The organism is Paraburkholderia saeva (assembly GCF_907164555.1).
GTDB lineage: Bacteria > Pseudomonadota > Gammaproteobacteria > Burkholderiales > Burkholderiaceae > Paraburkholderia > Paraburkholderia saeva.
This window is the reverse complement of sequence record NZ_CAJQZC010000004.1, coordinates 276,079-301,011: the sequence shown is the minus strand read 5'-3', so window position 1 is coordinate 301,011 and position 24,933 is coordinate 276,079. Positions and strand designations below refer to the sequence as shown.

General features: G+C 63.6%; 19 protein-coding genes and 1 pseudogene. 3 read left to right on the top strand and 17 right to left on the bottom strand.

Annotation, left to right across the window (positions count from 1 at the left end; translation table 11 throughout):
* Nucleotides 1-39: 39 nt before the first annotated feature.
* From LPA36_RS12835 to LPA36_RS12795, 9 genes and pseudogenes are all read right to left on the bottom strand, one after another.
* A complete protein-coding gene (locus tag LPA36_RS12835) occupies nucleotides 40-4,041 on the bottom strand; it encodes an ESPR-type extended signal peptide-containing protein (protein WP_228876996.1) in 4,002 nt (1,333 codons plus the stop codon).
* A gap of 801 nt (nucleotides 4,042-4,842) precedes the next feature.
* On the bottom strand, nucleotides 4,843-5,073 hold the full coding sequence (locus LPA36_RS12830; protein ID WP_228876994.1) for a hypothetical protein: 231 nt from the start codon (nucleotides 5,071-5,073) through the stop codon (nucleotides 4,843-4,845).
* Nucleotides 5,074-5,155: 82 nt separating this feature from the next.
* Nucleotides 5,156-5,671: a hypothetical protein gene (locus LPA36_RS12825; protein WP_228876992.1), complete on the bottom strand. Its 516-nt coding sequence runs from the start codon at nucleotides 5,669-5,671 to the stop codon at nucleotides 5,156-5,158.
* Nucleotides 5,672-5,858: 187 nt separating this feature from the next.
* Nucleotides 5,859-6,251 (bottom strand): response regulator, encoded by a 393-nt coding sequence (locus LPA36_RS12820; protein WP_228876990.1) that lies wholly within the window; start codon nucleotides 6,249-6,251, stop codon nucleotides 5,859-5,861.
* Between the two features lie 215 nt (nucleotides 6,252-6,466).
* On the bottom strand, nucleotides 6,467-8,737 hold the full coding sequence (locus tag LPA36_RS12815; RefSeq protein ID WP_228876983.1) for an ATP-dependent DNA helicase: 2,271 nt from the start codon (nucleotides 8,735-8,737) through the stop codon (nucleotides 6,467-6,469).
* A complete protein-coding gene (locus LPA36_RS12810; protein WP_228876981.1) occupies nucleotides 8,734-10,461 on the bottom strand; it encodes a VRR-NUC domain-containing protein in 1,728 nt (575 codons plus the stop codon). Before LPA36_RS12810 ends, LPA36_RS12815 begins: the two co-directional genes overlap by 4 nt.
* 93 nt (nucleotides 10,462-10,554) lie before the next feature.
* The gene (locus tag LPA36_RS12805) at nucleotides 10,555-11,847 is read right to left on the bottom strand and encodes a DNA topoisomerase IB (protein ID WP_228876979.1); all 1,293 of its coding nucleotides are present in this window, start codon (nucleotides 11,845-11,847) and stop codon (nucleotides 10,555-10,557) included.
* A 120-nt stretch (nucleotides 11,848-11,967) separates the two neighbouring features.
* Nucleotides 11,968-12,282, bottom strand: coding sequence for a hypothetical protein (locus LPA36_RS12800; RefSeq protein WP_228876977.1), 315 nt, complete (start codon nucleotides 12,280-12,282; stop codon nucleotides 11,968-11,970).
* A gap of 172 nt (nucleotides 12,283-12,454) precedes the next feature.
* Nucleotides 12,455-12,715, bottom strand: a pseudogene (locus LPA36_RS12795) (hypothetical protein); the annotation flags it as partial.
* Between the two features lie 38 nt (nucleotides 12,716-12,753).
* Between LPA36_RS12795 and LPA36_RS12790 the strand changes: the two are divergent.
* Nucleotides 12,754-13,665, top strand: coding sequence for a class I SAM-dependent methyltransferase (locus tag LPA36_RS12790; protein WP_228876971.1), 912 nt, complete (start codon nucleotides 12,754-12,756; stop codon nucleotides 13,663-13,665).
* A 33-nt stretch (nucleotides 13,666-13,698) separates the two neighbouring features.
* Here LPA36_RS12790 and LPA36_RS12785 read toward each other — a convergent pair whose 3' ends face one another.
* The 3 genes from LPA36_RS12785 to LPA36_RS12775 are packed head-to-tail and all read right to left on the bottom strand — an operon-like array spanning nucleotide 13,699 to nucleotide 15,946.
* Nucleotides 13,699-14,466 carry an amino acid ABC transporter ATP-binding protein gene (locus tag LPA36_RS12785; RefSeq protein ID WP_228876969.1) on the bottom strand — a complete coding sequence of 256 codons (768 nt, stop codon included), beginning with the start codon at nucleotides 14,464-14,466 and terminating at the stop codon, nucleotides 13,699-13,701.
* Nucleotides 14,463-15,143 (bottom strand): amino acid ABC transporter permease, encoded by a 681-nt coding sequence (locus tag LPA36_RS12780; protein ID WP_228876967.1) that lies wholly within the window; start codon nucleotides 15,141-15,143, stop codon nucleotides 14,463-14,465. Before LPA36_RS12780 ends, LPA36_RS12785 begins: the two co-directional genes overlap by 4 nt.
* Nucleotides 15,144-15,166: 23 nt before the next feature.
* Nucleotides 15,167-15,946 (bottom strand): amino acid ABC transporter substrate-binding protein, encoded by a 780-nt coding sequence (locus LPA36_RS12775; RefSeq protein ID WP_228876965.1) that lies wholly within the window; start codon nucleotides 15,944-15,946, stop codon nucleotides 15,167-15,169.
* 536 nt (nucleotides 15,947-16,482) lie between these two features.
* Between LPA36_RS12775 and LPA36_RS12770 the strand changes: the two genes are divergently transcribed.
* Nucleotides 16,483-17,154 (top strand): GntR family transcriptional regulator, encoded by a 672-nt coding sequence (locus LPA36_RS12770; RefSeq protein WP_228876963.1) that lies wholly within the window; start codon nucleotides 16,483-16,485, stop codon nucleotides 17,152-17,154.
* A gap of 8 nt (nucleotides 17,155-17,162) precedes the next feature.
* Here the strand turns inward: LPA36_RS12770 and LPA36_RS12765 are convergent, their stop codons facing one another.
* Nucleotides 17,163-18,095 (bottom strand): LysR family transcriptional regulator, encoded by a 933-nt coding sequence (locus LPA36_RS12765; RefSeq protein ID WP_228876961.1) that lies wholly within the window; start codon nucleotides 18,093-18,095, stop codon nucleotides 17,163-17,165.
* A gap of 294 nt (nucleotides 18,096-18,389) precedes the next feature.
* Here LPA36_RS12765 and LPA36_RS12760 point away from each other — a divergent pair, with 294 nt between their 5' ends.
* Entirely contained in the window at nucleotides 18,390-18,896 is a 507-nt protein-coding gene (locus LPA36_RS12760) for a GAF domain-containing protein (protein ID WP_228876960.1), read from the top strand.
* 95 nt (nucleotides 18,897-18,991) lie between these two features.
* On the opposite strand, the gene hydA is transcribed toward LPA36_RS12760, so the two are convergent.
* The 4 genes from hydA to LPA36_RS12740 form a co-directional block, all read right to left on the bottom strand.
* On the bottom strand, nucleotides 18,992-20,443 hold the full coding sequence (gene hydA / locus LPA36_RS12755) for a dihydropyrimidinase (RefSeq protein ID WP_228876958.1): 1,452 nt from the start codon (nucleotides 20,441-20,443) through the stop codon (nucleotides 18,992-18,994).
* Nucleotides 20,444-20,495: 52 nt separating this feature from the next.
* A complete protein-coding gene (locus LPA36_RS12750) occupies nucleotides 20,496-22,007 on the bottom strand; it encodes an NCS1 family nucleobase:cation symporter-1 (RefSeq protein WP_228876956.1) in 1,512 nt (503 codons plus the stop codon).
* A 73-nt stretch (nucleotides 22,008-22,080) separates the two neighbouring features.
* A complete protein-coding gene (preA, locus tag LPA36_RS12745) occupies nucleotides 22,081-23,394 on the bottom strand; it encodes an NAD-dependent dihydropyrimidine dehydrogenase subunit PreA (protein WP_228876950.1) in 1,314 nt (437 codons plus the stop codon).
* Nucleotides 23,395-23,470: 76 nt separating this feature from the next.
* Nucleotides 23,471-24,832 carry an NAD(P)-dependent oxidoreductase gene (locus LPA36_RS12740; protein WP_228876948.1) on the bottom strand — a complete coding sequence of 454 codons (1,362 nt, stop codon included), beginning with the start codon at nucleotides 24,830-24,832 and terminating at the stop codon, nucleotides 23,471-23,473.
* Nucleotides 24,833-24,933 lie beyond the last annotated feature (101 nt).

Below are 24,933 nucleotides of genomic sequence, written 5' to 3'. Positions count from 1 at the left end.
GCCGCCCATTCCCTCACAGTGCCGGACGCCCGGATTCGATCAATCGCCAAGAACGATGCCGATGCCGGCACGCACAATCGTGCTGGTGCTGCCCGAAGACGCGACACCCGCATTGAAATTGATCGTGCCTTTCTCGTTCCAGCGCGACACGCCCAGACCCAGCGCCGCCTGACCGCGATACCCCGCCACGCCCGCGTTAAGCGTCGTCCGGCCAGGCAGGTAGGGCGTGACGATCTGTAGGGCGGACGCTGCGGCGATCCCCTTGCGCGTACTGCGGTCGAGGTCCTGGATCGACTGGCTGGTCTGACCCAGGGCGGCGTTCAACTGGTTGACGTTCACCGCGTCCGTGCCCTGCGTGCCCGGTGCCACGTTCGTGATCTGCCGTTCCGCACCCACACTGCCGACTGAAATCGAGTTGGCCCGATCAGCCACCGAACCCGCGCCAAGCGCGACCGATCCATCGGCTGTTGCCGAGCTGCCCCAGCCGAGCGCCGTCGCGTTCGTCGCACGGACACTGGCGCCCGACCCGACCACGGTCGCACCGTTTCCGATGGCGTTGGTATTGGCGCCTAACGCAACTGCATCGGTGCCGTTCGCCACCGCATTCGCGCCGAGCGCAGTCGCATGTGTGCCGCTTGCCAGTGCCGGTTCGTTGTCGCGATCGCCATTCACGCTCAGGAACGGGCTGCCGCCACTCGCGATGTCGTTCGAGATTCTGCCTAGCGCATCGTTCAGCTGCCCGAGGTTCACCGCATCGGAATCAAGCGTGCCGGCCCCAACGTGATGCAGAACGGTGCCACCCGCGGCGCCATTTCCAAGCGTTACGCTGGCGTAGTCTGTCGCACCGTCCTGGGTGTCATAGGTGACGGCTGTCTTTGTGTTGCCATTGCCGTCGATGACGCCCGCCTGCTTCAGTTGCGCCACGTTGACCGCATCCGTATCCGCCGTACCGGCGGCGACGTTCGTGATTTGCCGTTCGTTTCCAGCCGAGCCAACCGAGACGGAGTTGACCCGGTTTGTCGTCGAGTTCGCCCCGATCGCCACCGAGTTGTCGAAGCTCGCCTGGGCATTGCCCCCGATTGCCACGGCGTCGGCGCCCGACGCGACCGAGTCCGCTCCCGTCGAGTTGACGTGTACGTACTTCACGTTGACACCGGTGTTCGTGATGTTGTTCAGGATCTGCGTGAGATTCGAGATCTCGTTTGTGTTGTTCGTCACGCGACCGTCGATGTTCGTCACCACATCGCTGATGTTGTGATACGTGTCGCCGCCGATGTTGTACGTGGGCTGCGTGATCGAGCCATCAGGATTGACAGCGGTGCCACCGCCGAGCGCATCGGCGACCGTGCTGGCCAGGTTGTACATCTGGCCTCCGTTCGTCGCGTCGGTACTGTTGGCCACCACCTGACCCGATGCGACGTTGCCCAGATGGACGGGTGTCGTGGACCCCGGACCGCCCAGCGTGATGCCGCTGTGATCTGGATTGTCGTACATCACCGCGTCGGCAACGCTACCGGCAACGACCGTTTTCAGCTGGCTCACGTTGACCGCGTCGGTATCTGCCGCACCCGCTGCCACGTTCGTCACGCGACGCTCATTGCCCGCCGACCCGACTGACACCTCGCCGACGGGGTTGGCACCCGCCACCTGGCCCGAGCCTGGCCTGTATGCTGCCTGAGTGAGATCGGCGGTCGTCGTGGCGTTGGCGCCCAGCGCGACGGAGTTATCCGCACTCGCCTGCGCGTTGCCACCAATTGCGATCGACTCGTCGCCGCTCGCCACCGCATCAGCGAGGGTGGAGTGTGTCTGGAAGTACTTGATGCCGACGCCGTTCTGGATGTTGTTGACCACGTTCATCACGTTGGTCATGTCGCCGTCGATATGCGTGATTGCGTCGCCCACGCTCTGATACGTGTCGCCACCCACTGTGAACGTCGGTGGCGAGATGATGCCGTCCTGCGTGACGCTCGAACCACCGCCCATTGCGCTCGCGACGCTGTTAGCCAGGTTATACAACTGTCCGCCATTGACTGCGTCACCGCTGTTTTCCGCAACCGCGCCCGCTTTCAGGTTCGAGATGCCAACCGGCCCGGCGGCATCCGCGCCACCCAGCGTGATGTGCCCTTTCGACGTGTCGTCATAAGTGACAAACGCGTTCGTGACGTTTCCGTCGCCATCGGTATTGATACCCGCCTGGCGCAACTGCCACATGTTCACGGCGTCCGTATCGGCTGTGCCGGCCGCGACATTGGCCAGTTGCCGCTCGTTGCCCACCGCGCCAATAGATACCGTGTTCGCGCGGTCAGCGACCGCATTGGCACCGACTGCGACCGAGTTGTCCGCCGTGGCGCGCGCGTTGCCACCGATCGCGGCCGATTCAACGCCCTCCGCGCTCGAATCGTCGAGTACAGAGTTGACGTGCATGTACTTGATGCCACCACCGTTCTGAATGTTGTTGACGACGTTGGTCACATTCGTCACCGCGCCGTCCATATGCGTGATTGCGTCGCCAATGTTTGTATACGTGTCGCCACCGATGTTGTACGTCGGCCCCGTCATCGTGCCGTCCGGGTTGACGCTCGCGCCGCCCCCGATCGCATCGGCGACACTGCTCGCCAGACCGTAGAACTGGCCGCCGTTGATCGCATCGCGGCTACTCTCGGCAACCGCGCCCGCTTTCAGGTTCGAGATGCCAACCGGCCCGGCGGCATCCGCGCCACCCAGCGTGATGTGCCCTTTCGACGTGTCGTCATAAGTGACAAACGCGTTCGTGACGTTTCCGTCGCCATCGGTATTGATACCCGCCTGGCGCAACTGCCACATGTTCACGGCGTCCGTATCGGCTGTGCCGGCCGCGACATTGGCCAGTTGCCGCTCGTTGCCCACCGCGCCAATAGACACCGTGTTCGCGCGGTCAGCGACCGCATTGGCACCGACTGCGACCGAGTTGTCCGCCGTGGCGCGCGCGTTGCCACCGATCGCGGCCGATTCAACGCCCTCCGCGCTCGAATCGTCGAGTACAGAGTTGACGTGCATGTACTTGATGCCACCACCGTTCTGAATGTTGTTGACGACGTTGGTCACATTCGTCACCGCGCCGTCCACATGCGTGATCGCGTCGCCGACGTTCGTATACGTATCGCCAGCGACGGTGTATGTGGGCGGGGTCATCGAGCCGTCCGGGTTCAGCGCTGCGCCGCCGCCCATCGCATTGATTACACCCTTCAGCTGCGTGACGTTCACAGCGTCGCTATCCTGCGTGCCGCCCGCCACGTTGACGATCTGCCGCTGTGTCGTGCTGTTGCCCACAGAGACAGTGAATTCCCGATCCGCAACCGACGCGCTACCCAGCGCCACCGAATCGTTCACTCTTGCCGCTGCATTCGCCCCAAGCGCCATTGAACGGTCGGCCCCAACGGCCGTGAATGCGTTCGTGCCAATAGATGCTGAATCGATGCCATGCGCGATGGTGAGCCCGCCCAAGGCGAGTGTATTTGCACCGAACGTCCTGGCGAGGCGGCCGATCGATACCGAGTTATCAGCGTCCGAACCCGTCGTGGCACCGCTTCCGATTGCGGTCGCATTCAGGGCGAGCGCCCCCGCCAATGCGCCGACCGCAGTCGAACCGTCATAGGCCGCGAACGAGCCGGCGCCTATTGCAGATGAATTTTCGCCAATGGCCGACGAAACCGGGCCGATGGCCATCGCGTTCATCGCATCACCGGCGTGCGTTGCGTTGCCCTGCGTCACGTTCGGGCTCACCGCGATATAGATCGTCGGGTCAGGCGCCGCCGTCAGTACGGGGCCCTGGGCAGCGGCCGGCGCGGCGAGCAGACTGGCGAGCATGGTCTGCATCTGCCTTCCGTCTTCAGGTTCAGCGGCGCCCGCGGCCGGCACGAGCGCCATCGCGCCGAGACCAACGATGGCCGCGGCCACGCCGGCGCGCCGCGAGGCTTTACTCCGCCTTGCTGTAGCGAGTTCTGACACAGCGACCCACGTGTTCGTGACGTCGTTCCAGACGACGCGATGCGATTTATTCATTTAAGACCTTAAGACGAGTAATGACTGCCCGGACGACAGCCGGTGCCAACAGGGCTACTTCAAATTGAAAAGCCACGCAGAATCAACACATCATTCGCAATCCGAATTATCTAAAACCGAAAACGGACCGGACCGCGCATACGATCCACGAACGCATGACGTTCCCGAAAGTTCAACACCTACGCGCAAGACAGAATTTCCCTACGCGTACGACAGTTGAATCCTACGAATCGGGTTGTCTATCGGATACAAGAAAACTCCCAATTTCCTGGAATCGACGCACAGTCGGACTGATTTCTGCGAGAACCAACCGGATGAAGTCGCGTATCATTTCCCGTAAACTGCTTAGTCATGCATAGTTTCGTGCCGGCGGATGCGGCTCAAGGTCTTTGTCGCGGCCCGCTCGATCAATGCGTCAGACCGGCGAAACCAGTCCTGCATTCGTGGATCGGTGCGATATTCGCGGCAACGGCAACCGGTAACGCGGGCACGAAGCCGTTGATGATTGTCGTCGCGGAATCGTTTTCGGGCGGACACTCAATCTGCCACACGCATGCGCGTGCAATCGAAGCGGCGCGGCGGCACTTCGAGGGTGTCAGGTTTGGCTTCGGGTATGTCGTCAATATGGCGGTGCGCCGAAACGTGCCCCGCTTCAGGAAGCAGATTCCGCGAAGCGGCGACGTGAGAACGCCCGCCTCGGTCCAGCAGGAGTATGAACACCTGCGGGATGCGCCAGGTGCTGCTGGTGCCCCAACCGCGCGAGGCGATACCCTCGCTACGGGTCGCACTACGCACGCTGCGCTATGAACCGCTCGCCAGCACCTTTTCGACGGCCATCGAGCGGGCGGCCTCCTCGGCCTCCTCCGTCGTGTCGAACACGCTTCCGGAGACATGGACCTGATGCCACTCGGGTTCGTCGGCGGCGTCGCGAAAAATGCGGAACCGGGCGCAGAAGCCGCGCGGATTGACGGGCACGACGTCGATGTCCACCGACGCGCCTTCTATCTGATGTCTGACAAAGCCGTCCATCATGGTCCTCCTGGTCGGCGATGCTTCAATCGTAGCACTCTGGACCGGTGGCCGCCGGGCTCCGCAACACGTTCAAAAGAGATGTTTATTCCGACGCTTCGTCGTCGGGACTGGCGAGATCGGCCGGTGCGAGCCAGTGGAATGCCGTCAGATCAGCTCCGGCGAACATGCACTCTGCGGCAGCGGCGGTGTAGACCTTCTTTTTCTTGCCCGTCGCGACTACCGCCGACGCGCCCGACGCGGCAACGGCACCGGACGCGGCAACCGCGCCTGAAGCCGCCGCGGCCGTGGTCACCGCTGCCTGCGAAGCAGCGGCACCCTGCGACGCAGCCATCGCCGGCGCATCCGCATTGACGCCCGACGCCGCGGCTACTCCGGACGCCGCTTTCGGCGGCGCTTCGAACTGGCCTTCCACGACCACGCGTTCGCCACGAATGGCTGCACCGGTATGCGAGATCGTCAGCTTCTGCGGATACTTTTCGGCGAGCTTCTCGCGCGTCATCTGCTCGCATGCGTTCGAATTCTTGTAGACGGCCGTGCATCCTGCCGAGAGCATCACAGCAGTCATCGCAGATGCGAGTGAGAGAGTCCGAATCTTCATTGATTTTCCGTAGTTCAGGCCGCCGGCAATTGTATCGCACGGACGCGCCGCCCATTCCCGCCAGCGGCGGTCATGCGCGGATACACGCATGCCGATAAACGAAGGCGCACGCGGGCACGAGCCAGAATCACCGCCTTTGGGAGAACCGGAAAAGACCGCTTCGACCCTTACAGATCAGTGGCGCGAATCAAACCTTCGCCCGCTGCGGTGGCACGAGTTCGCTCACAACGTCGAGCAGACGGCGTATCGCGACGGGTTTGCGGAAGAAGGCAGCCCAGGGCGCGGCGCTGATGCCCGGTGGCGAGGACGCGGAGACCATCATGACAGGAATCGACGCGAGCGCCGGCTGGCGCTTCATCTGGAAGCACAGTTCGACGCCGTCCATAAATGGCATGTTCCAGTCGGTGATCACGACGTCCGGGCGTTCGCGCCGTGCGGCAAGGAGCGCGCCGCAGCCATTGTCGGCGGTCACCACCCGATGCCCGGCATGCTCCAGAACGAGCTTGAGCGCTTCGATGTCGCGGGCATTGTCGTCCGCCAGTAAAACCGTGCACATGTAACTCCCGATGCGTGAGCGCATGATGTTTCATGACATCGGGGTCAGCAACGACTGTTCCTGCAGTAATTATTTAACCATCGCGCATCAGGGGCACGATTGCTGCGCCGCCACAGGCAAGGATCCGGGCCGGAAAGCAGGTTTGGCCAGCCAGGCCGCGCCGTCAACCTGAAAACGCTCCAGGCGACGCCTGTCTGACCTGTTCGCGACACACAATGCGTATTCACCGCTGACGTGAATCACCCCACCCGCCACCAGCGCGGCAGCAGTTGCTGCACGTCGGCGCGCCGGTAGCGGTCATCGATCAGATGCACCACGCCTGTATCCTGCTCGGTGCGGATCACGCGGCCCGCGGCCTGCACGACCTTCTGCAGGCCGGGAAAGAGGTACGTGTAGTCGTAACCGCAGCCGAATTTTGCGTCCATCGTGCGACGCATCTGTTCGTTGACGGCATTCATCTGCGGCAGGCCGAGCGTGGCGATAAATGCGCCGATCAACCGTTCGCCCGCCAGATCGATCCCTTCGGAAAACGCGCCGCCCAGCACGGCAAAACCGATGCCCGTTCCCGCTGTCGTGAACCGGGCCAGGAACACGTCGCGGCTGGCCTCGTCCATGCCGGGTTCCTGCGCCCATACCGGCAGACCCGGATAGCGCTCGCGCATCAGCGCAACGACCTGTTGCAGATAGTCGAAGCTGCTCAGAAAGCCAAGGTAGTTGCCCGGCTGCGCGGCATACTGCGCGGCGATCAGATCGGCGATGGGCACAAGCGAGCGCTCGCGGTCACGCCAGCGCGTCGACACGTTGCCCGCCACGCGCACCTGTAACTGCTCCGCGCGAAACGGCCCTTCGACATCGAGCCAGCCACTGCACTCTGGCAGACCCAGCGTATCGCGATAGAAATGATGCGGGCTCAGCGTGCCGGAGAACATCACCGTCGTGCGCGCCGCCGCGTAACGCGGCGCGAGAAACGGCGCGGGAATGACGTTGCGCACGCACAGCGCGGCGTTGCGCGTCTCGCGGCCCGCGAAGCGTTCCGTGTCCAGCGTGACGTCGAAGATCGAATGCGCCCCGAACTGTTCGACGAGCGACGTGAAGTGCATCACGTCGAAATAGAGACGCAGCAGCGTTTCGTTGCCGTCGATCGTGTCGGGCGCTTCTGCAAGTTGCTCCGTGATCGCGCTCACCAGATTCAATGCCGCCGATTGCAGACGTGCCGGCACTTCAGGATGGACGGCGTAATGAGCAAGCTGCGTGCGGCCGAGCGCGTTCCATTCGCGGGCGAGCTTGTCGAGCGGCTTTTTCAGCGCTGCCGGCGCGGTCTTGCGCGCGATCCGCAACGCGGTCTGATCGAGCGTCGCGGTGTACATGCGGCGCGCGCGGTCGAGCAGGTTGTGCGCTTCGTCGACGAGCACGGCGACGCGCCACTGGTTGATCTGCGCGAGCGCGTACAGCATGGCGCTGCCGTCGTAGTAGTAGTTGTAGTCGCCCACCACCACATCGCTCCAGCGCGCCAGTTCCTGCGCCAGATAATACGGGCACACATCATGCGCAAGCGCCGTTGCCCGCACCGATTCACGGTCCATCTGCCCGGCTGCGAGCGCCGTGCTGCGCGCGGCAGCGAGCCGGTCGTAGAATCCGCGCGCAAGTGGACACGAATCGCCATGGCAGGCCTTGTCCGGATGCTCGCAGGCCTTGTCCCGCGCGACGAGTTCGAGCACGCGAAGCGGCAACGTTCCGGCACGCCCGCGCAGCGTTTCGAGCGCGTCGAGCGCCAGCGCGCGCCCCGGCGTTTTTGCCGTCAGATAGAACACACGTTCGACGTGACCGGCCGCGCAGGCTTTCAGCAGCGGGAAAATCGTGCCGAGCGTCTTGCCGATACCGGTGGGCGCCTGCGCCATCAGGCACGTGCCGTCGCGGGCCGCGCGAAACACCGATACGGCCAGCTCGCGTTGACCGCTACGAAACGCGCCGTACGGAAACTGGAGCGCGTTAAACGCAGCGTTACGCGCGTCACGATGGGCTTCCTCGCGAGTGGCCCAGTCGCTGAATCGTTCGCACTGGTCGACAAAGAACGCGGCGAGCGTCGCGGCCGTGTGATGCTCGGTGAGCAACGTCTCCTTCTGGCTTGCGATATCGAAGTAGACGAGCGTCACATCGAGCGACGACAACCCGCGCGCTTCGCACAGCAGATGCCCGTACACGCGCGCCTGCGCCCAGTGCAACGCGCGGTGGTTGGCGGGCATCGCTTCGAGTGCGCCGCGATGCGTCTTCACTTCTTCGAGACGGTTCAGCGCGGGGTCGTACCCGTCCGCGCGGCCACGCACGGTGAGACCACGATGTGTGCCGGTCAGCGTAATCTCGGACTCGTAGCTACCCGCGCGCCGGCCGGCAACCGTTGCGTGCCCTGCGATGCCTTCCTGCGCGCTCGGCGCGGGCGTGAAGCGTAGATCGAGATCGCCGCTTTTCGCTGCGAATTCGCACAGCGCGCGAACGGCGACGACGTACGTCATGCGGACACGCCGCGAGCGCCGGGTGCGAGCGTCGCCGCCTCTTCGGCCCATCGCACATCGACCACGCGAACGGGCATGCCGTGCTGCACGCAGTACTCGAGCCAGCGGATCTGGTTGTCCTGCAGACGGTCGCCCGGCCCTTTCACCTCGATCAGTTCGTAGCGACGTTCGGCAGGCCAGAAGCGGATCAGATCGGGCAGGCCCGAGCGGTTACTGCGGATATCGGCGAGGAGCCGCTCGAACCAGCGCTTCAGATGCTGCGCGGGCAGACAGTCGAGCGCGAGCGTCAGCAGTTCAGACGTAACGAGCCCCCAGAACACGAACGGGGACTGCACGCCGAACTTCGTCTCGAAGCGATGCAGGATCGCGTCGCGGTACGTGGCGTTATCGAGTTGCGCAAAACAGGCGTCGAAGAGCGTGGCGCGACGCACGTGGAAATCCGCCGCGTGCAGATCGGCCGGACCGCGCTGGAACGGGTGGAAAAATGCACCTGGGATCGCTGCGAAAATCGCGTCCCAGCACAGCAGCCCGAAGAGCGAATTGATGAGACCGTTCTCGACGAAATGAACCGGCGCATCGTCGCTACCCAGGTGATCGCGCACGACGTATTCCACCGCTTGTGGCACGACGGGTCGCGGCAAAACGAGTTCGCTACGCGCCACGGATTTCGCCCTCGTTGCGCGCGCAACCGTATGGCCGAGCTGGCGTTGCAGACGCGGCATCATTCGGGCGACGCGCTGGCTCTCCGCCTCGCTCTCCGGCGACGCGGCCGCCTCTCTCGCGAGCGCCAGTGCCGCTTCGAACTGGCCGCTGCGCTCGAACGCACGCATCCTGCGATGCCGCGCCCCGGGCCAGGTGCTGCGCCCGTACACGGCCAGCGCCGCCGCCCAGTCATGCCGGCGCTCCGCGTCATGGCCAATCTGGAACAGCAGCTTCGCGCGACGCGTTTCGAGCCACGGATTCGCGCTGCTGCATGCGTTGACCGCCTCCAGCAGGCGATCGAGCGCACCGGCTTGCTCCGGTTCGCCGCTCGCGGCGGAAAACGCCTCGAGCTGCTCGCGACATGCGTGCAGCGCGAGAAACACGTCGACGTCGGCGCGTTGCTGAAACGCCCGCGACGACGGCTCGAACACGACACGCTCGTACTGGTACACGCCCAGATCGGCGAGCACGAATTCCGACCAGTCCTGGTGCAGGTTGCCGAAGAACATCAGTCGCAGACGATCGCACAGCGGCGCGACCGTGACGCACAACGCGCGCTCGCCAGACTCCGGACACCACGCCGAAAACCGGCGCGCCTCGTCGTAGTGCTCGCGCAGCGCCGCGAGCAAACCGGCCTTGCGGGTCGCGGATTTCGTCGACAGTTCGGGAAACAGACGCGTGAGTTCCGGACGCGTGACGAGCCCGAAGAGTTCATCGAGTGTCAGAACGGGATCGGAATCGACCCACCCGCGTGCGACCAGCGGACCCGCCGCATCGAGCGCGCAACCGATTTCCTCGTACACGAGACGGCTTGAGCGAAAGAGCGGCCCCTTTCGCATCAGCATGCGCACGAGGAGGGCCTGCGACGCCTCCGGCAGCGTGCCGAACGTGCGCAGGAATTCCCGCTCGGCGGTATCGAACAGGTCGTCGTAACGCTCGCCGATCCATGCGAGCGCGCGCTGGAAGTTACGCAGGTAATAGTGCGGATCGGGAAGATCGGGCGAAAGCGTTGGCACAGGCATGCACAGAAAAGCTGTATATATATACAGCTATCATAGCAGGATCACTGCGCTGCTTTGCCCGGAGACTTGCGGGTTCGATCGCGTGCCAGGCGTTTACGCCGCCTGACGACGCCCGCCTGCCGGAGCCGGTTTCGCCCGTACGCTGCGCGATTTCGCCAGCAGCTTCACGACGCGGTCCGACTCGCGTGTCTCGCCCCCAGCCGCCCCGTTCGATCCGTTTGCGGTTTTGGCACCGGCTTTCGCTCCGTTCGCGCGCCCCACGCCGTTCACCCGTTTCGGCGCGAGCGCTGCCTTCGCCTCGCGTCTTGCGCGCCGGGCGTTGTGCGCGAGCAGCGCGGCAAACGCGCCTTCATCCGCACGCAATCCCCACCGGCGCGCTGGCACACGGATGTCGTCCAACCCGGCGTTTTCGAACGCCTCGACGATGACCGGATGAATATAGCAACGCCGGCACACGGCCGGCGTATTGCGTAGCAGCGCGGCGCAGTCCTTGATCGTCGCGAGCAGATGCCGGCGCGATCCGGCCGCGTCCGTCAGCGTGTGCTGACGCAGCGCGCGCAACGTGTAGACGCTCGCAGCCCATGTGCGGTAATCCTTCGCCGTGAAGTCGGCGCCGCTTACCTCGCGCAGATAGTCGTTGATGTCCGCCGAGCCGATGACGTGCCGCGCGCCGTCGTCGTCGATGTACTGGAACAGTTCCTGCCCCGGCAAATCCATGCAGCGCCGGATGATCCGCGTGACGCGCGGGTCGTCGATCTCGACGTCGTGTTCGATGCCGCTCTTGCCGCGAAAGCGGAACCGCACAAGACCGGCCTTCACGTGGAGGTGCTTTTTGCAGAGCGTCGTCAGTCCGTACGAACGGTTGTCGCGCGCATACTCCGCGCTACCGACGCGGATCAGCGTCGTATCGAGCAGACGCACGACGGTCGCCACCAGCCTGTCGCGCGGCATGCCGGGCAGACCGAGGTCGCGGGCGACGCGCGCGCGGATCTTCGGCAGCGCCTCACCGAATGCCTGCATCCGGTCATATTTGGTGGCGTCGCGCGTCTCGCGCCAGCGCGGGTGATAGCGATACTGCTTGCGGCCGCGCGCGTCGCGTCCCGTCGCCTGCAGATGGCCGCGCGGGTCGGCGCATATCCACACATTCGTATAGGCAGGCGGCACGGCGAGCGCGTTGATGCGCGCGATTTCTGCGGCGTCGCGGATGCGCTTGCCGTCGCGATCGAAATAGACGAAGTGGTCACCGACGCGTTTACGGGTGCATCCCGGGTTTGTATCGCTGACGTAGCGAAGGCCGGGCGGAAGCTCATCAGCGCGTGCCGTGGATGGGTCGGCGCTCTTCGCGCTTCTGGCCGGTGAATGTGCGGATTGTCTGGAAAGCGGCATGACACTGGACCCCGTCAATGCGAGACAGCATGATGCCGTCCGTCATTGCCCGGAAGTAGCACGCCGTGTGCCTGCCATACCGCCGCCGCAACTGGCAACGCAACGCCGCTTGCTTCTGTATCACTGTCCGGCTGGCTGCGCGTAAGTCCGCACGCCCGCAAGCGGCGCACCGTAGCCGCCCGCCTGCGCATTGTTAGGCAAACCGTTGACGAGTTGCGCGCGCGGGTCGGTCGGATTCAGGTTCATTTCACCGGCCTGCTGGTTGCCATGCGACGGATATTCGCTGCCACGCGGCGCCTGTGGCATGAGCTTCGGGTTGTTGACCGGCAGACTCATGTCGTCGGGCACGGAAAGCCCCTGCGCGAAGGCCGATCCTGTCGCAGCACACAGCGCGACAAAAATGAGGGATGGCAACAGACGGGATGGTCGCGACATGTCCGACTCCTTCATTATCGTGGATCGACTCATCCAGTGTAGGCGATGGAAATCACGTGCGCGGTCTACTCTTTTTCCATGCGCTTTTCAGGCGCGGATGTTACGGAAATAAAACGCGCCGCATCGTGTGCGACGCGCTTTTCCTCATCCGGCTGGTTGAGCGCCTACTGCATCAACCGTTCGCTTCGCGATATTGAAGCGGTGCACTGGAACGGCGTCCCTGCCCGTGACCGCCGAGCGATGCATCCGCCGTGCTCTTTTCAGCCGGCAGACGGAACGTCGCGACCGTTTCGTCGAGCTGGCGTCCCTGCGCTTCCAGCGACTTCGACGCAGCCGTTGCCTGCTCGACGAGCGCGGCGTTCTGTTGCGTCACTTCGTCCATCTGCGTGATCGTCAGGTTGACCTGCTCGATGCCGCGACTCTGTTCGCCCGCGCGTGCAGACGGATTCCCTTAAGGCGGATAATGTCCCCATGACGACCCGCTCCTCACCCCCGCTCTCCTCCCCGGTTCGCACACTACGTTGCGCGACCCTCACACTCGCCGCCGCCTTGATGCTTGCTTCATGCACGGCAGGTGGCCCGATTTCCGCGACGGCCACCGACCCCGGTTCGAGTGCGGCCGCGGGCGCCGCGTCGGCCACGCTCGACGCGGCGATCGCGAATCCGCAACGCACGGCGAAGGCGAAAGCGCGCGACGTCTACCGGCATCCGAAGGAGACGCTCGAGTTCTTCACAGTCGAGCCGACGCAAACAGTGCTGGAGATCGCGCCGGGTGGCGGCTGGTACACCGACATCCTCGCGCCCTGGCTGCACGACAGCGGAACGCTCTATGAGGCGCAGTACGAAAGCCCGCAACCCGCGGCCGCGGCCGAACAACAGGCCAATCGGGAGGCGTTCGAGAAAAAGCTCGCGGCGACGCCGTCGGTCTACGGCAAGGTTGTCGACGGCACACTGCGCGACGGGGCATTCAGCGGTTTTCCGGCGAACGACTCCGTCGACCGCGTGCTGACGTTCCGCAACATTCACAACTGGATCGAAGACGGCCAGATCGACGCGAACCTGCGGGCGTTCTATGGGGTGCTGAAACCGGGCGGCGTGATGGGCGTCGAGGAACACCGCGCGCGGCCAGGCACGCCGCTTCCGACGATGATCGAGACGGGTTACGTGACGGAGGCTTATGTGATCCAGCACGCAGAAGCGGCCGGATTCGTGCTGGCGGGAAAGAGCGAGATCAACAGCAACCCGCGCGATACGAAGGATTACCCGAACGGGGTCTGGTCGCTGCCGCCGACGTATAGAGGCGGCGACACCGATCGCGCGCGCTTTGCGGCGATCGGCGAATCGGACCGGATGACATTGAGGTTTGTGAAGCCGGCGCACTGAGCGCCGGCCTGCGCAGGCAAACCTGGAGCGCGATCAGTCGTCCCAGCTATCCGGGAGCTTCTGCGTGAGCGTGGACACGAAGCTGGCCGTTTCCGGCCGGCCTGGGCGCGTGAAGATATCGCGCGCCGGCCCCGCTTCGACCACGACGCCGTCGGTCAGGAACACGACGTCGCGCGCAATCGATGCCGCAAGCCGCAGGTCATGCGTCGCCATCAGCATCGTCATGCCTTCTTTCGCGAGTTGACGCAGCACGTCGACGACTTCGGCGGCAAGGCCCGGATCGAGTGCCGAGGTCGGCTCGTCGCACAGCAGCACGTCCGGCGAAGGCGCCAGCGCCCGCGCAATCGCGACGCGCTGCTGCTGGCCGCCGGAGAGCGTCGAAGGCCACGCGTCCGATTTGTGGGCAATGCCGACTTTCGTCAGCAGTTCGTGCGCCCGCTTGCGGGCGCGCTCGACATCCCACTTCTGCACGGTGATGAGCCCTTCCATCACGTTCTCAATGACCGTGCGATGCGGAAACAGCTGGAAGTTCTGGAACACCATGCCGGTGCGCCGGCGGATGGCGAGCACCGCATCGCGCGACGGCTTTTCGGTGCGGCTGAATTCGAGCCGCTGGTCGCCGAGTTCGAGCGTGCCGACTTCGGGGATCTCCAGCAGGTTCACACAGCGCAGGAGCGTGCTCTTGCCGCTGCCCGACGGACCGATCAACGCGGTGACGTTGCCCGGCGCGAGCGCCAGATCGACCGAGCTCAACACCCGGTGATCGCCGAAATACTTTTCGATTTTCTGGAGCTTGATCATCCGTTACCACCCGTAAAAAGCGCGTGGCGCCCGAAGCGTCGTTCGAGCCTGACCTGCGCCGACGACAGCACCGAACTGAAGACCAGATAGATCAACGCCGCTTCCGTGTACAGGATGAGCGGCTCATACGTCACCGACGCGATGCGCTGCGCGGCCTGGAAAATCTCCGGCACGGTCAGCACAGCAGCGAGCGACGTGTCTTTCACGAGCGCGATGAACGAGTTCGACAGCGGCGGCAGCGCCACGCGCGCCGCCTGCGGCAGGATCGCGCGACGCAGCGCCTGGCCACGCGTCATCCCCATCGAGTACGCCGCTTCCCACTGCCCTTTCGGGATCGACTCGATGACGCCGCGGATCACCTCGGAATTGTAGGCGCCGACGTTCAGCGAAAAACCGATGATGGCCGCCGTCAGCGGATCGAGCACGATGCCGACGTTGGGCAAGCCGTAGAAAATCACAAACAGCTGCACGAGCAGCGGCGAGCCGCGAATCAGCCAGACGTAAAACCGCACGGCGGCAACGGACCAGGCGGGTCCGAACAGCCGGATCAGTGCGACGGCAAACGCCAGCGCGAGACCCAGCACGAAGGAAATCAGGGTGAGCGGCACGGTAAACACCAGCCCCGCGTACAGCAGGGGCCAGAGCGACTCACCCATCAAATGCAGCCATGCCGGCATGATTCAGGCTCGCTTCGCTTGCGTTACTTGGAAACGTCTTTACCGAAGTACTTGATCGAGATCTTGTCGTAAGTCCCGTCAGCCTTCATGTCGGCGAGCGCCTTGTTGATCGCGGCCTGCAGTTCCGGATTGCCCTTGCGGATCAGGACACCCGACTGGTCGCTGTCGGCAGAGTTATCCAGCGCGGCGATTTTCACCTTCGCGTCCGGCTTGTGCTTCTTGAAATCGAGGAACGACAGCGAGTCGTTTACCGTCGCATCGACGCGGCCCGACGTCAGCAGGTCGACCGATTCGTTGAAGCCCTGTACGGCAACCACTTCCGCGCCATGCGCGAGCGCGATCTTGCCGAAGTTGCTGGTCAGCGTGTTCGCCGACTTCTTGCCCTTCAGGTCGTCGAACGTCTTGATGGTCGTGTTGTCCGAGCGCACGATCAGCGCCGCGTGCGACGTGATGTACGGGCTCGAGAAATCGTACTTCGCCTTGCGGGCATCGGTAATCGACACTTCGTTGATGACGGCGTCATAACGGTTTGCGTCGAGGCCAGCAATCAGGCCGTCCCATTTGCCTTCGACGAATTCGGCCTTCACGCCAAGGCGCTGCGCGATCGCGCGGCCGATCTCGACGTCGAAGCCCGTCAGCTGGTTCGACGCGTCATGGAACGTGAACGGCGCGTACGTGCCTTCCGTGCCAATCTTGAAGACGCCGGCCGACTTGATCTGTGCAAGGCCGTCGGCCGCGAACGCCGAAGTTGCAGCGGCGGCCTGCAGCAGGCCGATCAACAGAATGGAGCGAATCGATTTCATGAATGAGTCCCTCTTGGAGTTGTGTGTCCAGCTTCAGCGTGCATTGCGTGTTCGCCATGCTACCGGGCCGAAGAGCGCAGCGGACTGTAGCAAACAGGTCTTATTTCCACAAAGCATTTCGAAGACGGTGGATATTTCTACTGGTTATAAGGCGAGCAAGCCGCCTCGAAACCTCAGATTCTGCCAGCGCCTTGTTTTTTTCGCAGTGAAACGTATCATGAAACACGAATAGTGAAAATCCGGGTCTCCGTGATGATGCATGCCGAAACACAGAACAAAGCCGTGCCCGCCCGCTTCGAGGCGCACGGCGCGCCGAATGATACAGCGGCTGCGGATCGTTCGCAGCCGCTCACCGCCAACATCACGCGCCGCACGGCCAGGGCGCGCTCCCATCCCGACGCAATCGCAGGTTGTCCGACAGCAGTCGAAACGCTGCCCGGTTTCGCATCGAGCGTCATATCCGTCGGCAAAGCGCTACATATTGCACACCGGCGGCTGAAAGCGGATGCGCAGAATCACGCGCATGGGCGTGCCGCATGAGCACGGCGCCGCGCAAACTGCGCCGCACGACGCTTGCGGGCGACGCCCACGCAGCCGTTCGCGATCTACTCCTTGGGGGCACCCGCTACGCGCCGGGCGAGAAAATCAGCATTGAAGAACTCGCCCGCGATCTTGGCGTAAGCCGCTCGCCAATCTGGACCGCAGTGGCGCGTCTGGAGGCCGAAGGCATCGTCGAGGTATCGCCACGTCAGGGCGTTTTCCTTGTGGGCTTCGCGCCGGAACGCGTGCGCGCGGTTTTCGAAGCGCGCGAAGCGCTTGAAGGCATGGCCGCGCGGCTCGCTGCGCGCCGCATGAGCGACGCTGCGCTCGCGGAACTCGCGGGCACAGTGGCACGGCAGACCGCGGCGCTCGAACGCAAGGGCCGCACCGCGTACGACAAGGCCAATAGCGACTTCCACGAGGCACTTCTCGCGGGATGCGAAAATCCGGCGATTACGAAAGCACTGCGGAGCCTCTACGCACAGACACAGGCAATGTGCGGAAAACGCACCGCCACTTTCGAGCAGCTTGCGGGCAATCGCGATGAACACGCGGCGATTCTCAAGGCGCTCGAAGCGCACGACGAAGAAGCCGCCGAACACACCGCGCGCGCGCACGTCGCGCAACGCCTCACGAAGCTGCTGCCTGACGGCCCGTGCACCTACTGACGCGCGGGCTAGCGCGCAGCCTCGGCGTGCGACGTGTCCTCAACGGGCGCAACGTCATAGAAGGTTGTCGCGTAGTCGACAAATGCACGTACCTTCGCGGGCATGAACTTGCGGTTGCTGTACGCGAGCCGTAACTCGAGATCGCTGTCGACCAGTTCGTAGTTTTCCAGCAGCGGCACGAGCCGTCCATCGCGCAGTTCGCCTTCGATCAGCGAGCGCGGCAACGCGCCAAGCCCGAAGCCGTTGAGCACCATCTCCTTGCGCAGCGTCGCGTTATTTGTCGATATCTCGACGTTCAGTTCGACCGACGTCTCTTCGTCACCACGCCGAAAGCGCAACGGCAAACCCTGGATCGACGGCGACAGCGCGACGAACTCGTGCCGGGCGAGATCGTCCGGTGTGTCGGGGCGCGGATGCGTCTTCAGATATTCCGGCGACGTCACCACGACCATCGCGATGCGCGTCAGCGGACGCGTAATCATCTGGTCGCTCGTCAGCATGAACGGCAGCAGAATGCCGAGATCGTAGCCCTCTTCGATCAGATCGACGGGCCGCTCGCTGAGCGTGAGATCGAGATGCACCGTGGGATATTCCTTCTTGAAGCCGGCAATCAGCGGCACGAGCAGATTGACCGTGACAGTCGTGTGCGCGACGATTCTCAGCACGCCCGTGGGCTCGCTGACGCCGTGACGCGCCTGCGCTTCCAGCACGTCGAGTTCGGCCAGCAGCCGCGAACAGCCCTTGAAAAACTGCTCGGCGACTTCAGTTGTGGAGATATGGCGCGTCGAGCGCTGAAAAAGGCGAACGCCGAGGCGCGTTTCGAGTTCGCTCACCGAGCGGGAGACGGCCGGCGTCGACAGACCGTGGACCTGCGCCGCACGCGTAAAACTGCGGACTTCAACCACGGTGCAGAAGATACGCAGCGATTCGAGGTGATCCATGAACGTCCTTTTGAGCGTCGTACGTGCTGGGCGTCGCGCTGCAGCCGGAACGCGCGAAACGTCACGACGCCCCGATGCATGAAAGCATGCCGAACTATTGTATGCGTTGACGGATAAACGCGTGGCGGGCCGCCCAGGATGCTTACAGACGCGAAACCGCGCCATGCGTGGAGCTTTCATGCTGCGAGGCAGAATCGCGCCAAAGGTGGGAGAATCACGAACCCGACCGCGGGAATGCGGCCCGGCGCCAGGCACCGGCGCCTTTCATGCACCGACTACGCAGGACATACGATCATGTTTCAGGGAACCGTCTCCACCGCGTTGCCCAGGCGCGAGTTCTATCACGAACTGACTGAGCAGGCACGCGGGCTTCTCGCGGGCGAAACAAATCTCGTCGCCAACTCGGCGAATCTGTCCGCGCTGCTCTTTAACGCGATGCCGGATGTGAACTGGGCGGGTTTTTACTTTCTCGTAGAGGGCGAACTCGTCGTCGGGCCGTTCCAGGGCAAGCCCGCCTGTGTGCGCATTGCAATGGGCCGCGGCGTATGCGGCACGGCCGCGCAAACCCGCGAGACGCAACTCGTGCCGGACGTTCACGCGTTTGCGGGCCACATTGCGTGCGATTCGGCGTCGCGCTCGGAACTGGTCGTGCCGCTCGTGATGCCCGATGGCGCGGTGCTCGGCGTGCTGGATATCGACAGCCCGTTACCGGCCCGCTTCACTGAGGAGGACCGCGACGGCATCGAGGCCATCGCCGCCGTGCTGGTTGCGACGCTGGCACCCGCAGGCGCCGTGCTGTAAGCCGCCTCCCAGGCACATGAAAAAAACCGGATGCCCCGATGGGTCATCCGGCTTTTTTATTGCAATGCACGACGTGCAGCGATATCCGCACACGCTTAACGCACAACCGGCTCCACGGCCTTAAGACGGTTGGCCACCCGGATCGCCTCGAAATACGCCGGATTGGGCGGCCGCTTCAGATAACGCCCCGCGCCGCGCTCCGCCCGCAGATCGCCGTTAGCCCAGGCCACATGACCGCGCGTGAGCGTGTGCGTCGCCACGCCTTGCACGTTCATCCCTTCGAACACGTTGAAGTCGACGTTCTGATGATGGGTCTTGACCGAAATCGTGCGCGACGCCTGCGGGTCCCAGACAACGATATCCGCATCGGCGCCCACTTCGACCGCGCCCTTGCGGGGATACAGATTGAAAATCTGCGCGGCGTTCGTCGATGTCACGCGTACGAACTCGTTCGGCGTAAGACGACCGGTATTCACACCGTGATGCCAGAGAATCGACATGCGGTCTTCGACGCCGCCACATCCGTTCGGGATTTTCGTGAAGTCTTCGCGTCCCATCGCTTTCTGCGAAGCGCAGAACACGCAGTGATCCGTCGCAGTCGTGTGCAGATGGCCGCCCTGCAGGCCGCGCCACAATGCATCGCGATGCTCTTTCGTACGAAACGGCGGGCTCATCACGTGCGCGGCCGCGCGTCCCCAGTCGGTGTCGCGATAGACCGCTTCATCGATCACGAGGTGCCCTGCGAGCACTTCGGCGAACACACGCTGGCCTTCACTGTGCGCGCGGATCACGGCTTCGAGTGCGTCTTTCGCCGACACATGCACGATGTACACCGGCACGCCCAGCACCTGGGCAATACGGATCGCGCGATTGGCCGCTTCGCCCTCCACTTCCGGCGGGCGCGATAACGGATGCGCCTCCGGTCCTGTGAAACCGCGTGCCAGCAACTGACGCTGCAGCTGGAACACCAGTTCGCCGTTTTCCGCGTGCACCGTAGGCAACGCGCCGAGTTCAAGCGCGCGCGCGAAGCTGTTCACGAGGACCTCGTCGTCGGCCATGATCGCGTTCTTGTAGGCCATGAAATGCTTGAAGCTCGACACACCGTGTTCATGCACGAGCGTGCCCATGTCGCGATGCACCGATTCGTCCCACCACGTCACCGCGACGTGAAAGCCGTAATCGGATGCGGCCTTCTCCGCCCAGCCGCGCCATTCGTTGAACGCCGCCATCAACGGCTGACGCGGCGACGGAATCACGAAGTCGATGATGCTCGTCGTGCCGCCCGCAAGGCCCGCGGCCGTGCCGCTATAGAAGTCGTCGCTGGCGGTGGTGCCCATGAATGGCAGTTCCATGTGCGTGTGCGGATCGATGCCGCCTGGCATCACGTACTGCCCGCCGGCATCGATGATGGTCGCGCCGGCGGGCACTGCGAGATCGACACCGATCTGCGCGATCGTGCCGCCATCCGCGCTGTCATGACACAACACGTCGGCGCGATACGTCTGGTTGGCGTCGACTACCGTCCCGCCACGAATCAGGGTTGCCATGCTGCCGTCTCCTTCAGTTGACTCTCAAACGCCGCACTTCATCGCCACCCGCTTATGCGCGCGCGATACGCGGACTTGCACGCTTGCCGAGTTTCATCCACACGCCATAGACGATCGCCGCCAGCGCGAGGCCCACAAACCACGCATACGTATAAAGCGTATTGAACATCTCAGGCACGTTCGGGAACGCGGCGGGAAACGCGGTGTGCAGGAAACCCGGCAGATTAGGCAGCACACCGATCACGAGCGCGACCACCGCCGCGATATTCCAGCCACCCGTGTACGCGTATTCGCCGTTTTCATCGAACAGTTCGTGATGATCGAGACGTGTGCCGCGAATCAGGAAGTAGTCGACCATCATGATGCCGGCCACCGGCCCGAGCAGCGCGGAATAACCGACCAGCCACGTGAAGATGTAACCCTGCGTGGTCGCGAGAATCTTCCACGGCATCATCACGATGGCGATCGTGGCGGTAATCATGCCGCCCGTCTTGTACGAGATGCCCTTCGGCCAGAGGCTCGAAAAGTCATAAGCCGGGCCGACGAGGTTCGCGGCAAGATTGCAGCACATCGTGTCGAGCGTCAGGATGACGAGCGCGATGCCAACGCCGATGCCCGTCATGCGGCTCGTGAGATCGATCGGGTCCCAGATCGCCTTGCCGTAGATCACGACAGTCGCCGACGTGACCACCACCGAGATCACCGACAGCAACGCCATCGGCACCGGCAGGCCGATCGCCTGGCCCACCATCTGGTCGCGCTGCGTCCTGGCGAAACGCGTGAAGTCGGGGATATTCAGTGCGAGCGTCGCCCAGAATCCGACCATCGCCGTCAGACTCGGCCAGAACGTGATCCAGAACAGGCCTTCCTTCTTGCCGCCGGCCGCGAATTGCGAAGGCGTCGAGAGCATCGAACCCGCGCCGCCAGCCTTCGATGTCGCCCACCACACCAGCGCGATACACATCACGACCTTGATCGGCGCCGACCAGCTTTCGAGCCAGCGAATCGAATCCGTGCCGTTCACGATGAAGTAGATCTGCAACGCCCAGAACGCGAGAAAACATGCGGCCTGGCCGATCGAAATGTCGATGAACGGAAGCGGCGTGCCCTGCAGTGCATTGCCAGTGAGAATGTTGAGCAGCACGTAGATCGCGCTGCCGCCGAGCCAGGTCTGGATGCCATACCAGCCGCAGGCAACGATCGCACGCAACAGCGCAGGCAGTTTCGCGCCCTGCGTGCCGAACGACGAGCGCACCAGTACCGCATACGGAATGCCGTGCTTCGCGCCTGCGTGACCGATCAGCAGCATCGGCACCAGCACGATCAGGTTGCCGAGCAGCACCGTCACGACAGCCTGCCACGGCGACATGCCCTGCTCCGTCAAACCTGCTGCGAGCATGTATGACGCAATGTTCATCACCATGCCGACCCACAGTGCCGCGAAGTGATACCACTTCCAGGTACGCTGCGACTTGCCGGTTGGCGCGAGATCGTCGTTATAGAGCGAACTGTTGCGTGCCGACGGTTGCAGTAGCGAATCGCTGGTTCCCACAGACTGATTCATCGATGACTCTCCCATTGTCGAAAAACTGGCGCATCGTCATGTGGTGCGATGCGTCCAGCGCTCATGCAAACCGTCAGGCCGCGTGCGCGGATACCGGTGCCGGTGCTTCGGATTCATCCGTGGCGGCGGTCACCGCGGGAGGATTGTTTGGATGCGTCGTCCAGTTCGAATATGCGCCCGCGTCGACGCGCTCCATCGTGATGCACTCATCGACCGGGCACACATGCATGCACAGATTGCACCCGACGCATTGCGAATCGACCACTTCGAAATGGCGCACACCGTCCTTCTCGCGCAGGATCGCCTGATGCGCGGTGTCCTCGCACGCGATGTGACACAGACCGCACTGGATGCATTTGTCCTGGTCGATGCGCGCCTTGATGTCGTAACTCAGGTTCAGGAATTTCCAGTCCGTGACGTTCGGCACGGCGCGTCCGCGAATATCGTCGAGCGTTGCGTAGCCTTTTTCGTCCATCCAGTTCGAGAGGCCGTCCGCCATATCGGACACAATGCGAAAACCGTAGTGCATCGCGGCGGTACACACCTGCACGCTGCCTGCGCCCAGCACCATGAACTCGGCTGCGTCGCGCCACGTCGTGATGCCGCCGATGCCCGAGATCGGCAGGCCCGGCGTTTCCACGTCGCGCGCGATTTCAGCGACCATGTTTAGCGCAATCGGCTTGACCGCCGGGCCGCAATAGCCACCGTGGGTGCCTTTGCCGTCGACCGTCGGCATCGGCGCCATCGCGTCGAGATCCACGGCGACAATCGAGTTGATCGTATTGATGAGCGACACGCCATCGGCACCGCCTTTGTATGCGGCGCGTGAGCCGAGGCGGATGTCGGTGATGTTCGGCGTGAGCTTCACGAGGCACGGCAGACGTGAGCCTTCCTTCACCCAGCGCGTGACCATTTCGATGTATTCGGGCACCTGCCCGACCGCCGCGCCCATGCCGCGCTCGCTCATGCCATGCGGGCAGCCAAAGTTCAGTTCGACTGCATCGGCGCCGGTGTCCTCCACGAGCGGCAGGATCCATTTCCAGTCGCGCTCGTTGCACGGCACCATCAACGAGACGATCATCGCGCGATCGGGCCAGTCGCGCTTGACCTGCGCGATTTCGCGCAGGTTTTCGTCGAGCGGACGGTCGGTGATCAGTTCGATGTTGTTCAGGCCCGCGATACGCTGGCCGTTCCACTGCACCGCGCCATAGCGCGAACTCACATTGACGACGTGCGGGTCGAGACCCAGCGTCTTCCACACGACGCCACCCCAGCCCGCCTCGAATGCGCGATTGACGTTATAAGCCTTGTCGGTGGGCGGCGCTGAGGCCAGCCAGAAAGGATTCGGCGACGTGATGCCGGCGATGGTGCAACGAAGATCGGCCATGTCTGGCTCCGTGGGGTGAAACGCTTTTTATCGCTGCGCGTGGCGTCGAGGCCCGCGCCTTCCTTGCTACGTGCTGCTACGCCGCGCGCTTTGCCGTGCGTGCGAACACGCCGCTGATCGATGCCGCCGCGAGCTTGCCGTCCTGAACTGCCTGCACGGTCAGGTCAAGTCCTGTCGCAGCGCAGTCGCCGCCTGCCCAGACGTTATCCAGCGACGTGTGCCGTTCTTCATTGACTTCGATGCGCGCGCCGTCGGTGGTCAGGATTTCAGCGTCGAGGCCCGTGGCGACGAGCGTCTGGCCAATGGCCTTCAGCACGACATCGGCGGCAATCGTGAAGCGTTCGCCTGTACCTGCGAGGCGTCCGTCCACTTCACGCGTGCGCTCGAATTCGACACCTGTTACCGCTTTTCGATCGCCGAGCAGACGTACGGGTTGCGCGTACAGCACAATCGATACGCCCTGCGTCTGCGCGAATTCCTGCTCGGCCCACGTCGCGCCCATCGCATCGACGCCGCGCCGGTACACCATCGAAACGCTTTCGGCGCCGAGCTTGCGGCTCTGCACGGCTGCGTCGATCGCCGTGTTGCCGCCGCCAATCACCACCACGCGACGCCCTACCGGCAGCGTCGAAAGATCGTTCGACTGACGCAGACGCGCGATGAAATCGACTGCGTTCTCCACGCCTGCGAGCGCTTCGCCTTCGATCTGCAACGCCTTCACGCCCGCAAGACCCACCGCAAGAAACACGGCGTCGTGCTGCTGGCGAAGCGCATCCAGCGTGACATCGCGCCCGAGCGCAACGCCTGTCTTCAATTCGATGCCGCCCACCGACAGCAGCCAGTCGACTTCTCTTTGCGCGAATTCATCGACCGTCTTGTACGCGGCGATACCATATTCGTTAAGGCCACCGGCCTTGGGATGCGCATCGAAAAGCGTCACGCGATGACCTTCGAGCGCGAGCCGATGTGCACACGCGAGACCGGCCGGGCCCGCGCCGACCACCGCCACATGCCGGCCGGTTTCCGCCGCGCGCGTGAACAGCTTGAGATCGCGCGCCATTGCCCAGTCGGTTGCGTGTCGCTGCAGTGCGCCGATCGCAACGGGTTGCTCATCCTGATGGTTGCGTACGCAAGCGCCTTCGCACAGGATTTCCGTCGGACACACACGGGCGCACATGCCGCCTAAAGGATTCGCAGAAAGAATGTCGACCGCAGCGCCCTTAAGGTTGCCATTGCCGATCTTGCGGATAAAGCCGGGAATATCGATTTGTGTCGGACACGCGTTCACACACGGTGCGTCGTAGCAGTAATGACAGCGACTCGCGGCAATCGCCGCCGCGCCGGGTTCAAGCAGGGGCGCGACGTCGGTGAACTGACACGCGAGCTGGTCGGCCTGTAGGCGGCCTGCGGCGATATCGCCGGTTTCCTTCGTAGCCATGCGCGTTCCTTCGGCAAGAGAAACAACACGTTCCCGCTGGCTTCGCCTTTAGCGAGGAAGCCAGCGTCGAAATCAGGAAACAACCTTTAAAGTGCGTCTAT

Bases quoted from the DNA above. Each gene is read 5' to 3' on its own strand.
- LPA36_RS12835 (WP_228876996.1), bottom strand. From the start codon at position 4,041: ATGAATAAATCGCATCGCGTCGTCTGGAACGACGTCACGAACACGTGG.
- LPA36_RS12830 (WP_228876994.1), bottom strand. From the start codon at position 5,073: ATGATGGACGGCTTTGTCAGACATCAGATAGAAGGCGCGTCGGTGGAC.
- LPA36_RS12825 (WP_228876992.1), bottom strand. From the start codon at position 5,671: ATGAAGATTCGGACTCTCTCACTCGCATCTGCGATGACTGCTGTGATG.
- LPA36_RS12820 (WP_228876990.1), bottom strand. From the start codon at position 6,251: ATGCGCTCACGCATCGGGAGTTACATGTGCACGGTTTTACTGGCGGAC.
- LPA36_RS12815 (WP_228876983.1), bottom strand. From the start codon at position 8,737: ATGACGTACGTCGTCGCCGTTCGCGCGCTGTGCGAATTCGCAGCGAAA.
- LPA36_RS12810 (WP_228876981.1), bottom strand. From the start codon at position 10,461: ATGCCTGTGCCAACGCTTTCGCCCGATCTTCCCGATCCGCACTATTAC.
- LPA36_RS12805 (WP_228876979.1), bottom strand. From the start codon at position 11,847: ATGCCGCTTTCCAGACAATCCGCACATTCACCGGCCAGAAGCGCGAAG.
- LPA36_RS12800 (WP_228876977.1), bottom strand. From the start codon at position 12,282: ATGTCGCGACCATCCCGTCTGTTGCCATCCCTCATTTTTGTCGCGCTG.
- LPA36_RS12790 (WP_228876971.1), top strand. From the start codon at position 12,754: ATGACGACCCGCTCCTCACCCCCGCTCTCCTCCCCGGTTCGCACACTA.
- LPA36_RS12785 (WP_228876969.1), bottom strand. From the start codon at position 14,466: ATGATCAAGCTCCAGAAAATCGAAAAGTATTTCGGCGATCACCGGGTG.
- LPA36_RS12780 (WP_228876967.1), bottom strand. From the start codon at position 15,143: ATGCCGGCATGGCTGCATTTGATGGGTGAGTCGCTCTGGCCCCTGCTG.
- LPA36_RS12775 (WP_228876965.1), bottom strand. From the start codon at position 15,946: ATGAAATCGATTCGCTCCATTCTGTTGATCGGCCTGCTGCAGGCCGCC.
- LPA36_RS12770 (WP_228876963.1), top strand. From the start codon at position 16,483: ATGAGCACGGCGCCGCGCAAACTGCGCCGCACGACGCTTGCGGGCGAC.
- LPA36_RS12765 (WP_228876961.1), bottom strand. From the start codon at position 18,095: ATGGATCACCTCGAATCGCTGCGTATCTTCTGCACCGTGGTTGAAGTC.
- LPA36_RS12760 (WP_228876960.1), top strand. From the start codon at position 18,390: ATGTTTCAGGGAACCGTCTCCACCGCGTTGCCCAGGCGCGAGTTCTAT.
- hydA (WP_228876958.1), bottom strand. From the start codon at position 20,443: ATGGCAACCCTGATTCGTGGCGGGACGGTAGTCGACGCCAACCAGACG.
- LPA36_RS12750 (WP_228876956.1), bottom strand. From the start codon at position 22,007: ATGAATCAGTCTGTGGGAACCAGCGATTCGCTACTGCAACCGTCGGCA.
- preA (WP_228876950.1), bottom strand. From the start codon at position 23,394: ATGGCCGATCTTCGTTGCACCATCGCCGGCATCACGTCGCCGAATCCT.
- LPA36_RS12740 (WP_228876948.1), bottom strand. From the start codon at position 24,832: ATGGCTACGAAGGAAACCGGCGATATCGCCGCAGGCCGCCTACAGGCC.